This window comes from Streptomyces silvae (genome assembly GCF_016745505.1).
GTDB lineage: Bacteria > Actinomycetota > Actinomycetes > Streptomycetales > Streptomycetaceae > Streptomyces > Streptomyces silvae.
In genome coordinates this window covers 1-13,201 of record NZ_JAERUC010000116.1, presented here as the reverse complement: position 1 = coordinate 13,201, position 13,201 = coordinate 1, and the positions used below count along the sequence as shown (strand labels likewise).

Below are 13,201 nucleotides of genomic sequence, written 5' to 3'. Positions count from 1 at the left end.
ACGACCCCTGGGGCTACGGCCGTTCGCTCGAATGGGCGACGTCCTGCCCGCCTCCGCGGCACAACTTCCTCAGCCTGCCGCGGATCCGTTCCGAATCCCCGGCGTTCGACCTGCACCACCCGGAGATCGCGGCACTCGAGCAGCTCGATCACCTGTCCGAGGGTGACAAGGTCCTCGTCGGTGGCAAGGAGGACGGCAAGTGAAGATCCAGGGCAAGCTCTTCCTCTGGCTGAGCGTCTTCCTGCTGGCCATGGCCGTCACGTACGGCGTCTGGTCGAAGGAGCCGGTCGGCACCACCGCGCTGGTCCTGGCCTTCGGGCTGGCCATCATGATCGGCTTCTACCTGGCCTTCACGGCCAACCGGGTCGACGCGATGGCCCAGGACAACAAGGAGGCCGACGTCGCGGACGAAGCCGGTGAGGTGGGCTTCTTCTCGCCGCACAGCTGGCAGCCGCTCTCGCTGGCCATCGGTGGCGCCTTCCTCTTCATGGCCGTCGTCTTCGGCTGGTGGCTGGCCTACTTCTCCGCCCCGCTGCTCCTGATCGGCCTCTTCGGCTGGGTCTTCGAGTACTACCGCGGAGAGAACCGCACCCAGTAGGACCCGGTAGGACACGCCCGGACAGGACGTGTCGCACCCGTACGGGGGCCCGGTCCGCTCAGCAATGAGCGGGCCGGGCCCCCGTTTGCAGTCATTGAACGCGCTGGATCGGATGAATCTTCTTAGCGTGGGTTCATGAACCACACGCCGCGCATCCGCACCGTAGTGAGCTGCACTCTGCTGGTCGTGACCCTGGTAGCGGGTGCGACCGCCTGTGGCGAGCCCGACGGTGATCCGCTGTCCCTGAAGCCCTACGACGCCGCCGACCTGATCTCGTTCAACGGTCCGGCCGAGAACAAGAAGGCCGACCCCGACAAGCCCCTCGAAGTCACCGTCAAGGACGACGACGCGAAGATCACGGACGTGACGGCCGTCGACACCGAGGGCCGCCACCTGGCCGGAGAGCTCGACGCCGACGGCAAGCGGTGGCACTCCACCACCTCGCTCGCCGCCGGCACCCGATACACCGTCAAGGTCTCCACCGAGAACGGCGACGGGGCTCCTGGCAGCCGTACGTACGCCTTCGGCACCACGGCGGCCAAGAAGTTCCTGAAGGTCACCTTCGGCCCGCAGGCGGGCACCTACGGGGTCGGACAGCCCCTCACAGCGGAACTCAGCGCTCCGGTCGCCGACAAGGCCTCACGCGCCACCGTGGAGCGCGGCCTGCAGGTCCGGTCCGCCCCCGCCGTCACGGGCTCCTGGTACTGGGTCGACGACAAGACGCTGCACTACCGGCCCAAGGAGTACTGGCCCGCCGACGCCACCATCGACGTCCGCAGCAACCTCAAGGGCATCAAGGTCACCAACGCCCTCTACGGCGACGCCACGAAACCCCTGAAGATCACCACCGGCGACCGCATAGAAGCGATCACCGACGCCTCGGACCACTCCATGACCGTGCTGCGCAACGGTGAAGTGATCAACACCCTGCCGGTCACCACGGGCAAGCCGGGCTTCGACACCCGCAACGGCGTCAAGGTGGTGCTGGCCAAGGAACAGTTCGTACGCATGCGCGGCGAGAGCATCGGCATCGCCGCCGGCTCCTCGGAGTCCTACGACTTGCCCGTCTACTGGGCCACACGCGTCACCTGGAGCGGCGAGTACGTCCACGCCGCGCCCTGGTCCACCGGATCGCAGGGCAACGCCAACGTCAGCCACGGCTGCACCGGGATGAGCACCGCCGACGCCCAGTGGTTCTTCGAGACCGTACGCGAGGGCGACATCGTCAAGGTCGTCGGGAGCGACGGCGAGACCATGACGCCGTTCGACAACGGCTTCGGCGACTGGAACCTCGCCTGGGACGCCTGGCAGAAGGGCAGCGCCCTGCACAGCGGCTCCACGCCCGACACCGACTCCGGCACCGACGTCCGGACGGCGCGGCTGCGCCCCCAGGTCTGATCCCGGCCGGGAGTGCGCCACGCCCCGGAAGGACACCGCGGAGGGGTTCGGGGCCCCTCCGCCCCGGGCCGCCAGGGCCCGCCGGTCCTCGCGGGCCCCTCAGGCGCCTACGGCCAGCCTGCGGCGCAGCAGGGAGGCCAGGGCGTCCGCGAAGTCGACCGGGTCCACCGGATGCGTCACAGCGGCGTCCGCACGGCTCCACGTGGCCAGCCAGGCGTCCTGCGGGCGCCCGATCAGCAGCAGCACGGGCGGGCAGTCGAAGATCTCGTCCTTGATCTGCCGGCAGACGCCCATACCGCCCGCGGGGGCCGTCTCGCCGTCCAGCACGCACACGTCGACACCGCCCCGGCCCAGGGCGCTCAGGACGGCGGGCAGGGTGGCGCACTCCAGGAACTCCACCGGCGGCACGTCCGCCGCAGGCCTCCGCCCGGCAGCCAGCCTCACCTGCTCGCGGGTGTTGGCGTCGTCGCTGTAGACCAGGACCGTGGCGGTCGGCTGCATTGTTCCTCCGTGACGTCTGTGTCTTCGGGGCTCTCCGGGCATGAACCGATGGGCGGATCGTACTCCGGCGGACTGCCTGTCAGCACCGGTAAAGACAGCGATTCGATGGGCCGTTCGGTGAGGACACACCCCACTGACACACCGAACGGCACCCCCCGGAGTGAGGGCGGGATAAGCGACCGACATAATGTCGGTCGTGGCGACAGCAACGACAGTAGAAACCGGGCACGCGCACCCGTCGGTCAATCGGCCGAACCTCACCAGCGTCGGAACCATCATCTGGTTGAGTTCCGAGCTGATGTTCTTCGCGGCCCTCTTCGCGATGTACTTCACCCTGCGATCGGTGATGGGACCCGATCACTGGAAGGAGATGGCTCACCATCTGAACTTCCCGTTCTCGGCGACGAACACCACGATCCTGGTGCTTTCCTCTCTCACCTGCCAGCTCGGCGTTTTCGCCGCGGAGCGGGGCGATGTGAAGAAGCTCCGCACCTGGTTCATCATCACGTTCGTGATGGGTGCGATCTTCATCGGAGGCCAGGTCCTCGAGTACACCGAGCTGGTCAAGGAGGCGGGTCTCTCCCTGTCCTCCGACCCGTACGGTTCGGTGTTCTACCTGACGACCGGCTTCCACGGTCTGCATGTGACAGGCGGCCTCATCGCCTTCCTGCTCGTCCTGGGCAGGACATACGCGGCCTCGAGATTCACCCACGAGCAGGCCACCGCCGCCATCGTCGTGTCCTACTACTGGCACTTCGTCGATGTCGTCTGGATCGGCCTGTTCGCCACGATCTACATGATCAAGTAACAGGGCTCGCACCCACCCATCATCGACGCAGAAGATCCTGACACCGGGGTAATCCGTGAAAAAGCTCTCCGCACGACGACGCCATCCGCTGGCGGCGGTCGTCGTACTACTCCTCGCGCTGGCGGCTACCGGGGGGCTGTACGCCGCGTTCGCGCCTGCGGGTAAGGCGCAGGCCGACGAAACCGCCCAGTCCCTCGCCATCGACGAGGGCAAGAAGCTCTACTCCGTGGGCTGCGCCAGCTGCCACGGATCCGGCGGTCAGGGCACCACCGACGGGCCGTCCCTCGTGGGCGTCGGCTCCGCCGCCGTCGACTTCCAGGTCGGTACCGGACGCATGCCGGCTCAGCAGCCGGGCGCCCAGGTCCCGAAGAAGAAGGTCATCTACTCCCAGGCCGAGATCGACCAGCTCGCGGCGTACGTCGCGTCCCTGGGCGCCGGTCCGATCACGCCGACCGGAAGCCAGGTCGACCCTGCCGGTGCGGACGTGGCCAAGGGCGGTGACCTGTTCCGCACCAACTGCGCGCAGTGCCACAACTTCACCGGAAAGGGCGGCGCGCTGACGAACGGCAAGTACGCCCCGGACCTCGAAGGCGTGAGCCCGAAGCACATCTACGAGGCCATGCAGACCGGCCCGCAGAGCATGCCCTCCTTCCCGGACAGCACCATGCCCGAGCAGGAGAAGAAAGACATCATCGCGTACATCAAGACCGTCAACGGTGATGAGTCCGAAGACCCCGGCGGCCTCTCGCTCGGTGGCCTCGGCCCCGTCAGTGAAGGACTCTTCGGCTGGATCTTCGGCCTGGGCGGCCTGATCGCCATCGCCGTATGGGTCGCGGCCCACACCGCTAAGGCCAAGAAGTCATGAGTAGCCAACAGATTCCAGAAGAGAACCTGCCGGTAGAGCAGGGCACCGCGCACGGCGCGGTAGAGGGTGCGGGCGACCCGTTCGCCGACCCGGGGCTGCCGGCCCACAAGCCGCGCATCCAGGACATCGACGAACGGGCTGCGAACCGCTCCGAGCGAGCTGTCGCCCTCCTGTTCACGCTGTCCATGCTGGCGACGGTCGGCTTCATCGCCTCGTACGTCATCTTCCCGGTCGACAAGATCGTCTACATCTGGCCGTTCGGCCATGTGAGCGCGCTCAACTTTTCCCTGGGCCTGACCCTGGGTCTGGCGCTCTTCCTCATCGGCGCGGGCGCCGTCCACTGGGCGCGCACCCTGATGTCCGACGTGGAGGTGGCCGACGACCGGCACGCCATCGAGGCCACGCCCGAGGTCAAGGCCAAGGTCATGGCCGACTTCGCGGACGGTGCCAAGGAGTCCGCGATCGGGCGGCGGAAGCTGATCCGCAACACCATGTTCGGTGCGCTGGCCCTGGTGCCGCTCTCCGGTGTGGTGCTGCTGCGCGACCTCGGTCCGCTGCCGGAGAAGAAGCTCCGCAAGACGCTCTGGGCCAAGGGCAAGCAGCTCGTCAACATGAACACCATGGAGCCGCTGCGTCCCGAGGACGTCGTCGTCGGTTCGCTGACCTTCGCCATGCCCGAGGGCCTGGAGGAGGACGCGCACGACTTCCAGACGCAGATCGCCAAGGCCGCCCTGATGATCATCCGCATCGAGCCGGACAACATCAAGGACAAGCGCGAGCGCGAGTGGGCCCACGAGGGAATCGTGGCCTTCTCCAAGATCTGCACCCACGTCGGCTGCCCGATCAGCCTGTACGAGCAGCAGACGCATCACGTGCTCTGCCCGTGCCACCAGTCCACCTTCGACCTCTCCGACGGCGCCCGCGTCATCTTCGGTCCGGCCGGTCACCCCCTTCCGCAGCTGCGGATCGGTGTGAACAGCGAGGGCAACCTCGAGGCGCTCGGTGACTTCGAAGAGCCCGTCGGTCCTGCCTTCTGGGAGCGCGGATGAGTACTGCGACGGAAACACAGCGCAAGGCGCCCGCCGGTGAGCGGGTGGCCGACTGGGCGGACGGCCGGCTCGGGATCTACGGCCTGGCCAAGGCCAACATGCGCAAGATCTTCCCGGACCACTGGTCCTTCATGCTGGGTGAGATCTGCCTCTACAGCTTCATCATCATCATCCTCACGGGTGTGTATCTGACGCTGTTCTTCCACCCCAGCATGAACGAGGTCGTCTACCACGGCTCGTACGAGCCGATGCAGGGCATCCGGATGTCCGAGGCCTACGCCTCGACGCTGGACATCAGCTTCGACGTCCGCGGTGGTCTGCTCGTCCGGCAGATCCACCACTGGGCAGCGGTGATCTTCCTCGCCGGCATGTTCGTGCACATGTTCCGGGTGTTCTTCACCGGCGCGTACCGCAAGCCGCGTGAGATCAACTGGCTGTTCGGCTTCCTGCTGTTCGTCCTCGGCATGTTCACCGGGTTCACCGGCTACTCGCTCCCGGACGACCTGCTCTCCGGTACGGGTGTGCGCTTCACGCAGGGCGCCATCCTGTCGATGCCGATCGTGGGCACGTACATCTCGATGTTCCTGTTCGGCGGGGAGTTCCCCGGCGGCGACATCATCGCCCGGTTCTACTCGATCCACATCCTGCTGCTGCCGGGCATCATGCTCGGGCTCGTGGTCGGCCACCTCATCCTGGTCTTCTTCCACAAGCACACGCAGTTCGCGGGTCCGGGCCGGACGAACAAGAACGTCGTCGGCATGCCGCTGCTGCCGGTGTACATGGCCAAGGCCGGAGGGTTCTTCTTCCTGGTCTTCGGCTTCATCGCGATCATCGCGGGCATCGCCTCGATCAACCCGATCTGGGCGCTCGGCCCCTACCGGCCCGACCAGGTGTCCACGGGCGCCCAGCCGGACTGGTACATGGGCTTCGCCGAAGGCTTCGTCCGTGTGATGCCCGGCTGGGAGATCAACCTCTGGGGCCACACGCTGGTCCTCGGCGTGCTGATCCCGCTGGTCCTGTTCGGTGTGATCCTGGCGGCGCTCGCGCTCTACCCGTTCATCGAGTCCTGGATCACCGGGGACAAGCGCGAGCACCACATCCTGGACCGGCCGCGCAACGCTCCGACCCGGACCGCGCTCGGTGTCGCCTGGGTGACGATCTACTTCGTCATGCTCATCGGCGGCGGCAACGACATCTGGGCGACCCACTTCAGCCTGTCGCTCAACGCGATCAGCTGGTTCGTCCGGATCGCGTTCTTCGTCGGACCGGTCCTGGCGTTCGTCGTCACCCGGCGGATCTGCCTCGGCCTCCAGCGCCGGGACAAGGAGAAGGTGCTGCACGGACGCGAGTCCGGCACCATCAAGCGCCTGCCGCACGGTGAGTTCGTGGAGATCCACGAGCCGCTCGGCCAGGGGCAGCTGCACACGCTCACGGCGCACGAGCAGTACAAGCCGCTCGAGATCGGCCCGACGGTCGACGAGAACGGTGTCGAGCGCAAGCCGTCGGCGCTGCAGAAGGTGCGCGCACGGCTCAGCAGGAGCTACTACGGCGAGAACAACCAGATCGCCAAGCCCACTGCCGAGGAGTACAAGGAGATCACCAGCGGCCACGGCCACCACTGATCACCTCAGCTGACCGCCACAGCTTGAGCCCCGTCCATCCGATGGACGGGGCTCTTCGCTGTCCCCGGGCCTGGATAGGGTGGGAGGCATACCTGTATCGGCTGTGGACCCAGGAGCGGACCATGAACGTTGTGACCCCGGACGGCGGCGACAGCGTGGCGGACCGTACCTGGCCCGGCGTGCTGACCCCCCTCCTGCGTGGCGAGCACCTCGGCGCGGACGACACCGCCTGGGCCATGGACCGCATCATGAGCGGCGAGGCCACGGACGTGCAGATCGCCGGCTTCGCGGTCGCCCTGCGGGCCAAGGGCGAGACCGTCGACGAGGTCACCGGGCTCGTCCGCGCCATGTACGAGCACGCCCACACCATCGAGGTGCCCGGCCGTACGGTCGACATCGTGGGGACCGGCGGCGACATGGCCAAGACGGTCAACATCTCCACCATGTCGGCGATCGTCGTCGCGGGGACGGGCGCCAAGGTCGTCAAGCACGGCAACCGCGCCTCCTCCTCGGCGAGCGGGGCCTCCGACGTACTGGAGAAGCTCGGCGTCAACCTCGAACTGACGCCGCAGCGCGTCGTGGCCGTGGCCGAGGAAGCCGGCATCACCTTCTGCTTCGCGGTCAAGTTCCACCCCGCCCTGCGGTACGCGGCGCGGGCGCGCAAGGAGCTCGGCACGCAGACCACCTTCAACATCCTGGGCCCCCTCACCAACCCGGCCCGGGTGCGCTCCCAGGCCATCGGGGTCGCCGACCCGAAGATGGCGCCCATCGTGGCCGGCGTGCTGGCGGACCGGGGGAACTCCGCCCTCGTCTTCCGGGGCGACGACGGCCTCGACGAGCTGACCACCACGGCGACCTCGCGGGTCTGGATCGTCCGCGACGGCACCGTGCGCGAGCAGGCCTTCGACCCGCGTGACGTCGGCCTGGAGCTGGTCCCCGTGGAGGCGCTGCGCGGCGCCGACTCCTCGTACAACGCGGATGTGGCCCGCAGGCTGCTCGACGGCGAGCGAGGCCCCGTACGCGACGCGGTGCTCCTCAACTCGGCGGCGGCCCTGGTCGCGCTTGACCCGGGCGAGGGCACGCTGGACGAGCAGCTCTCCGCCGGGATCGCGCGGGCCGCCGAGTCCATCGACTCGGGGGCGGCCAAGGGCGCGCTGGAGCGCTGGGTGGCGGCCAGCAACGCCTGAGGGCGAGGAGCGGGTGTGAGCGAGGGCGCAGTCCGGATCGCGGACTGCGCCCTCGCGCGTCGCCGTGGGTATGGCAAGATGCTGCGCAGGTCATGAGTGACAGCGACTACGGCCCCGGCCCGCTGTCCGGCAACCCTCCGTCCGTGGCGGGGTGCCCCGGGTGAAGACCAGGCCGCAGGCAGCGAGGTCTGTGGCAAGCGCGGGCCCCTCGGCATCGTCGTATGCCACCCCTTGGGGTCCTTGGTCCCAGGGAGCCTCTTGTGAGCAAGCGAATGCGATAGGGCGCCACGCCCTTCTCCGCACACCTCTTTTCCTTTCCTTCCCGCGCTGCCGCGCACGGTCGCCGGCGCGAGGATTTCGCCTGCCTCTTACGGGAGTTCGCCATGTCTGTCTCCACCGCTGCCGTCGACCAGTCCGTTTGTGCCCCGCTGCCGGTTCTGGGCGCCGATGTCACCGTTCCGCTCGTGACGGGCGGAGATGTCACCTATGCCGCCCTCGACTACGCGGCCAGCGCCCCGGCACTCCAGCGGGTCTGGGACGACGTGGCGGCGTACGCCCCGTACTACGGCAGCGTGCACCGGGGCGCCGGGTACCTCTCGCAGCTCTCCACCGACCTCTTCGAGAGCAGCCGCGTGACCGTCGCGGAGTTCCTCGGCTGCCGTGCCGACGACCAGGTGGTCTTCACCCGCTCGACCACCGACTCCCTCAACCTGCTCGCCGCCGTGCTGCCCGCCGACTGCGAGGTGTTCGTGTTCGAGACCGAGCACCACGCCTCGCTGCTGCCCTGGCGCGACGCCCGGGTCACCTACCTCGACGCCCCGCGCACCCCGGACCAGGCCGTCGCCACGCTGGAGCGGGCGCTGGCCGACCGCTCGCCCCACGGTCCCGCCCTGGTCTGCGTGACCGGCGCGTCCAACGTCACCGGTGAGCTCTGGCCGGTGAAGGAACTGGCCGCCGCGGCCCACGCGCACGGGGCGCGGATCGTGCTCGACGCCGCGCAGCTGGCCCCCCACCACCCGGTGGACATCGCCGAGCTGGACGTCGACTGGGTCGCCTTCTCCGGGCACAAGCTGTACGCGCCGTTCGGCTCGGGTGTCCTCGCGGGCCGGGCCGACTGGCTGGTGGACGCCGAGCCGTACCTCGCGGGCGGCGGCGCCTCCCGTAAGGTCGCCCGGCGCGCCGACGGCGGTGTGGACGTCGAGTGGCACACCACCGCCGCCCGTCACGAGGCCGGCTCGCCCAACGTCATCGGCGTCTACTCCATCGCCGCCGCCTGCAAGGCCCTGACCGAGGCCGGGTTCGACCGGCTGGTCGACCGCGAGCAGCGGCTGGTGACCCGGGTCCGCGAGGGACTCGCCGAGGTCCCCGAGGTCAAGGTGCTCTCGCTCTTCGGCGACGACGCCCCGCGGGTCGGCGTCATCTCCTTCGTGGTCGAGGGCTGGAACAGCTCGCACTTCGCCGCGGCGCTCTCCGCGGAGTACGGCATCGGGGTGCGCGACGGACTGTTCTGCGCGCACCCGCTGGTGCGGACCCTGCTGGGCAGTGAGCCGCAGGACCCGGGCGAGTGCGGCGCGCCGGAGGCCGGGCCGGGGGAGCGAAGCGAGGTGGGGGTCCCCCCGGCCGAAGGCTGGGGGAGGTCCCTCAACGCGATCCGGGTGAGCTTCGGCGCCGGCACGCCGGACGAGCACATCGAGCGGTTCCTGGGCGCCGTCCGCGAGCTGGTGAGCAAGGGCGCCCGCTGGACCTACCGCACCGAGGAGGGCCGCTGCGTGCCCGACCGGGGTGCGGCGCAGGTCTGACCGGTCCGGACACGGCTCCGGCCGGGGACGGGGGCCCGAAGCCTCCCGTCCCCGGCCGGAGCCGTACGCGTACGCCGCCTCAGGCGTCGAGGCCGATGGCGAAGGCGGCCTCCAGGTCGTGCTGCGAGTACGTACGGAAGGCCACGTGGGTGTCCGTTGCCTCGACGCCCTGGATCTTGCTGATCCGGCCCGGGATGACATCGGCCAGATCGTCGTGCCGGGCCACCCGGACCATGGCGATCAGGTCGTACGTACCGGTGACCGAGAAGACTTCGCTGACACTGTCCAGCGCGGCGATGGCCTCGGCGATCTCGGGAATCCGGTCCACGCTGGTCTTGATGAGAACGATCGCGGTGATCACGGCTGGCTTTCTCCCTCAGTGGCCGTGGCTGGAGACTTCACTCTAGTACCCCGGAACCGGACCCAGGCGTAGAGGAACCCGGCCGAGAAACCCGCCACGTGCGCGAGGTACGCCACGCCCGGGCCGCTGCCCGCGCTCTGCGCCGCCAGCCACTGCAGGACGAACCAGAAGACCAGCACGATCCAGGCGGGGAAGCGCAGCGGCAGGAAGAAGAGGAAGGGGAAGAGGCTGGTGACCCGGGCCCTGGGGAAGAGGCAGAGGAACGCGCCGAGCACCGCGGAGATCGCCCCCGACGCGCCGACCAGCGTCTGGTCGGAGCCCGCGTGCACCACGGCGTAGGCCACGAGGGCGAAGTAGCCGCACAGGAGATAGAAGAAGGTGAACTCGACGCGGCCCATGCGCTCCTCGGCCATCGCGCCGAACACGTAGAGGAAGAGCATGTTGCCCAGCAGGTGCAGCCAGCTGCCGTGGACGAAGAGCGCGGTCAGCGGGGTCAGGGCCGCGCGCGCCGAGCCGTCCATGAGCTCGCTGGGGATCACTCCCCACCGCTCGAAGTACCCGGCCTGCGCGGCCAGCAGCGCGTCGGCGGTGCCGTGGGCCGGGTTGAAGCCGGAGAGCGGGCTGATCAGGAACACCGCGCAGCACAGCGCGATCAGCCCGTACGTGACCGGGGCGCCGCCCGCCGAGGCCGCCGCCCCGAGCTCCCGGAACCGCTTCCGCCAGAGGACTTCCCGCCGATCGGTCACGTACAGAGCATGACGCACCAGGTGAGAACGGGACAGACCGCCTCGCCGTGCCGATAGGTATGCACAAGGCCGTAGGGTTGCGGCAGGACATCCGCAGTTCGACGGCGCACCGCGAGATCGAAGACCTGGGCACGCGACAAGACTCGACGAACGACGAAAGAGGACGCAACGATGACGACGGTTCCCCAGCCGACGGACGGGACCCGCTGGCGCTGCACGCTCTGCGGCAACCTCACCCGTTTCGATGTGACGCGCTCCTCGAAGGTCGTGGAGTACGTGCATCTCGACCTGGCCGGGGAGTCGAGTGTCGAGGAGCGCGAGGTGGTCAGTGAGACCATCGAGTCGGTGCGCTGCCGCTGGTGCAACGCCGTGGACCAGATCGAGCTGGTCGACAGGCCTGGTGCCGACTCCTGACGGGGTCGCCCGGACAGACACATTGGGGTGATGGAAGGTGGAGCAGCCGACAGGCGGCGCCGGACCGGCCGACGCGGCCGACGGCACCGCGGAGTCGCTCGACCGTCCGCTGCCCGAGGGCGTACGCCGCAGGGTCGTGGCGCTGGTGTCGGACGCGTTCGGCGGTCTGACCGTCGGTGAACTCCCCGCCCAGCTGCGGCAGTACGCCCGTTTCACCCCCAGCAGGCGGGCCAAGTTCGCGGGTAACGCGATGGCCGCCGCGCTGGAGAGCGACCCGGTGTTCCGCCGGCGCATCGGCGAGCGGATCGGCCAGACCCAGCCGGAGCTGGCCGAGGCCCTCACCTCCGGTGCGCCGCCCGCCGCCGCCGACCCCGTCGATGTGGCCGCCGCGGCCTACGTGCTGCGGCCCGCCGGCTGGGTCAAGCTGGTGGCGGCGGCCGGCGAGGAGGTCCAGCGGGCGCACGCCGAGCGGGCCGACGAGGAGACCAGGCGCGAGCTGGAGCGGCTGCGCGAGGAGCTCGACCGCGCCCGCGGCCAGACCAGGGCCGACACCGAGCGGCTGCGCGCCGAGCTGGACGCCGCCCGCAAGGAGAACGACTCCCTCCACCGCAAACTCCGCAGTGCCCTCAGCGAGGTGAAGCGCGGGGAGGCCGCGCTGCGCAAGAGCGGCGCGGAGGCCGACACCGTGCGGGCCGAGGCCGCCGCCCAGGTCTCCGCGGCCGAGAGCGAGTCCCGCCGGCTCAAGGCGCGGCTGGCGGAGGCCGAGGCGTCCGTCGAGGCGGGCCGCCGGGCGGCCAGGGAGGGCCGCTCGGTCGAGGACATGCGGCTGCGGCTGCTCCTGGACACCGTGCTCGACGCGGCCCAGGGGCTCCGCCGCGAACTGGCCCTGCCCCCGTCCTCGCTCCGCCCCGCGGACGGCGTCGAAGCGGTGGAGCCCGGCCGGATGTCCCCGAAGGACATTGCGGCCAGGGCGCTTTCGGAGACCGATCCGGCGCTGCTCGACCAGCTGCTGGCGCTGCCGCAGGCCCATCTGATCGTCGACGGCTACAACGTCACGAAGACCGGCTATCCCCAGATGCCGCTGGAGAAGCAGCGGTTGCGTCTCCTGGGCGGCCTCTCGGTCCTCGCGGCGCAGACCGGCGCCGAGATGACCTGTGTCTTCGACGGCGCCGAACTGGCCGTGCCGGTCCTGCTGGCACCGCCGCGCGGCGTCCGGGTGCTGTTCAGCAAGGCGGGGGTCACCGCGGACGAGCTGATCCGCCAGCTGGCGCGTGCCGAACCGCCGGGCAGGCCCGTCGTCGTGGTCTCCACCGACCGTGAGGTGGCCGACGGTGTGGCGAAGGCGGGGGCGCGACCGGTCGCGTCCGCCTTGCTCCTGAAGCGCCTTTCGCGCGTCTGATGCGTCATGTGCGACATGGGTGACTTGCCGGAATTTATGGAACGTACCGTCAAGTTGCCGCTACACGCAGTGTGATGAAAGTAAAGAAGTGTCTGGTGTGACGAGATTTTGCTCGTGAGGATTTGAACTGATCACAAGATGGTCACTAGGGTCAGGCCTCGAACCTTCGCACGGTTGATTGCCCATCCGGGGTGACGGCGAAGGAACCGCCGAGTCCGTGACGTGCACGGAGCCGGGGATCCGTTCGTGTCCCCCCACAGCCCGGTAGGCGGCTCGAGGAAGAAGGAGCTCGCCTTCGTGGCGTCCCACCGTCGTCCCAAGCAGCCGAGCCGCACCCGCGTGACCGTGCTCACCGCGACCGCCGCCGCGGCCGTGGCCCTGACCTCCCAGGCCGCCCACGCCGACCCCAAGCCGACCAAGAGCGAGGTCAAGGCGAAGGTCGACAAGCTCTACC

General features: G+C 69.2%; 13 protein-coding genes, 1 pseudogene and 1 riboswitch. Of the genes and pseudogenes, 11 read left to right on the top strand and 3 right to left on the bottom strand.

Annotated features, from left to right (window positions below):
• The 3 genes and pseudogenes from JKV81_RS18215 to JKV81_RS18205 all read left to right on the top strand — a co-directional run.
• Positions 1 to 203: pseudogene (locus JKV81_RS18215) on the top strand (aa3-type cytochrome oxidase subunit I); the annotation flags it as partial.
• A complete protein-coding gene (locus JKV81_RS18210) occupies positions 200 to 598 on the top strand; it encodes a cytochrome c oxidase subunit 4 (RefSeq protein ID WP_124276875.1) in 399 nt (132 codons plus the stop codon). The pseudogene JKV81_RS18215 and the gene JKV81_RS18210, both read left to right, overlap by 4 nt.
• A 135-nt stretch (positions 599 to 733) precedes the next feature.
• Positions 734 to 1,996, top strand: a complete 1,263-nt coding sequence (locus JKV81_RS18205) for a L,D-transpeptidase (protein ID WP_129262283.1) — start codon at positions 734 to 736, stop codon at positions 1,994 to 1,996.
• A gap of 99 nt (positions 1,997 to 2,095) precedes the next feature.
• Here the strand turns inward: JKV81_RS18205 and JKV81_RS18200 are convergent, their stop codons facing one another.
• Positions 2,096 to 2,497, bottom strand: a complete 402-nt coding sequence (locus JKV81_RS18200; RefSeq protein WP_124276877.1) for a response regulator transcription factor — start codon at positions 2,495 to 2,497, stop codon at positions 2,096 to 2,098.
• Between the two features lie 187 nt (positions 2,498 to 2,684).
• Here JKV81_RS18200 and ctaE point away from each other — a divergent pair, with 187 nt between their 5' ends.
• The 6 genes from ctaE to JKV81_RS18170 all read left to right on the top strand — a co-directional run bounded on the left by ctaE (position 2,685) and on the right by JKV81_RS18170 (position 9,827).
• Entirely contained in the window at positions 2,685 to 3,305 is a 621-nt protein-coding gene (gene ctaE / locus JKV81_RS18195) for an aa3-type cytochrome oxidase subunit III (protein ID WP_014045480.1), read from the top strand.
• Positions 3,306 to 3,360: 55 nt separating this feature from the next.
• Entirely contained in the window at positions 3,361 to 4,170 is an 810-nt protein-coding gene (qcrC, locus tag JKV81_RS18190) for a cytochrome bc1 complex diheme cytochrome c subunit (RefSeq protein ID WP_124276878.1), read from the top strand.
• Entirely contained in the window at positions 4,167 to 5,219 is a 1,053-nt protein-coding gene (gene qcrA, locus JKV81_RS18185) for a cytochrome bc1 complex Rieske iron-sulfur subunit (protein WP_129262281.1), read from the top strand. The genes qcrC and qcrA overlap by 4 nt, the downstream gene beginning before the upstream one ends.
• Positions 5,216 to 6,841 (top strand): cytochrome bc1 complex cytochrome b subunit, encoded by a 1,626-nt coding sequence (gene qcrB / locus JKV81_RS18180; RefSeq protein WP_129262279.1) that lies wholly within the window; start codon positions 5,216 to 5,218, stop codon positions 6,839 to 6,841. The genes qcrA and qcrB overlap by 4 nt, the downstream gene beginning before the upstream one ends.
• A gap of 122 nt (positions 6,842 to 6,963) precedes the next feature.
• On the top strand, positions 6,964 to 8,028 hold the full coding sequence (trpD, locus tag JKV81_RS18175; protein ID WP_129262277.1) for an anthranilate phosphoribosyltransferase: 1,065 nt from the start codon (positions 6,964 to 6,966) through the stop codon (positions 8,026 to 8,028).
• Between the two features lie 88 nt (positions 8,029 to 8,116).
• Positions 8,117 to 8,234, top strand: a riboswitch (SAM riboswitch).
• A 177-nt stretch (positions 8,235 to 8,411) separates the two neighbouring features.
• Positions 8,412 to 9,827 (top strand): aminotransferase class V-fold PLP-dependent enzyme, encoded by a 1,416-nt coding sequence (locus tag JKV81_RS18170; RefSeq protein WP_129262275.1) that lies wholly within the window; start codon positions 8,412 to 8,414, stop codon positions 9,825 to 9,827.
• Positions 9,828 to 9,906: 79 nt separating this feature from the next.
• On the opposite strand, the gene JKV81_RS18165 is transcribed toward JKV81_RS18170, so the two are convergent.
• Together JKV81_RS18165 and JKV81_RS18160 are read right to left on the bottom strand one after the other, a co-directional pair.
• Entirely contained in the window at positions 9,907 to 10,188 is a 282-nt protein-coding gene (locus JKV81_RS18165; protein WP_033303376.1) for an Lrp/AsnC family transcriptional regulator, read from the bottom strand.
• Positions 10,185 to 10,934, bottom strand: coding sequence for a rhomboid family intramembrane serine protease (locus JKV81_RS18160; RefSeq protein WP_187281964.1), 750 nt, complete (start codon positions 10,932 to 10,934; stop codon positions 10,185 to 10,187). Before JKV81_RS18160 ends, JKV81_RS18165 begins: the two co-directional genes overlap by 4 nt.
• A 171-nt stretch (positions 10,935 to 11,105) precedes the next feature.
• Between JKV81_RS18160 and JKV81_RS18155 the strand changes: the two genes are divergently transcribed.
• Positions 11,106 to 11,348: a hypothetical protein gene (locus JKV81_RS18155; RefSeq protein ID WP_014156692.1), complete on the top strand. Its 243-nt coding sequence runs from the start codon at positions 11,106 to 11,108 to the stop codon at positions 11,346 to 11,348.
• 37 nt (positions 11,349 to 11,385) lie between these two features.
• The gene (locus JKV81_RS18150; protein WP_202076802.1) at positions 11,386 to 12,747 is read left to right on the top strand and encodes an NYN domain-containing protein; all 1,362 of its coding nucleotides are present in this window, start codon (positions 11,386 to 11,388) and stop codon (positions 12,745 to 12,747) included.
• Positions 12,748 to 13,201 lie beyond the last annotated feature (454 nt).

Excerpts from the sequence above, each read along its gene's own strand:
- JKV81_RS18200 (WP_124276877.1), bottom strand. The coding sequence starts at position 2,497 with ATGCAGCCGACCGCCACGGTCCTGGTCTACAGCGACGACGCCAACACC.
- ctaE (WP_014045480.1), top strand. The coding sequence starts at position 2,685 with ATGTCGGTCGTGGCGACAGCAACGACAGTAGAAACCGGGCACGCGCAC.
- JKV81_RS18170 (WP_129262275.1), top strand. The coding sequence starts at position 8,412 with ATGTCTGTCTCCACCGCTGCCGTCGACCAGTCCGTTTGTGCCCCGCTG.
- trpD (WP_129262277.1), top strand. The coding sequence starts at position 6,964 with ATGAACGTTGTGACCCCGGACGGCGGCGACAGCGTGGCGGACCGTACC.
- JKV81_RS18155 (WP_014156692.1), top strand. The coding sequence starts at position 11,106 with ATGACGACGGTTCCCCAGCCGACGGACGGGACCCGCTGGCGCTGCACG.
- JKV81_RS18205 (WP_129262283.1), top strand. The coding sequence starts at position 734 with ATGAACCACACGCCGCGCATCCGCACCGTAGTGAGCTGCACTCTGCTG.
- qcrA (WP_129262281.1), top strand. The coding sequence starts at position 4,167 with ATGAGTAGCCAACAGATTCCAGAAGAGAACCTGCCGGTAGAGCAGGGC.
- qcrB (WP_129262279.1), top strand. The coding sequence starts at position 5,216 with ATGAGTACTGCGACGGAAACACAGCGCAAGGCGCCCGCCGGTGAGCGG.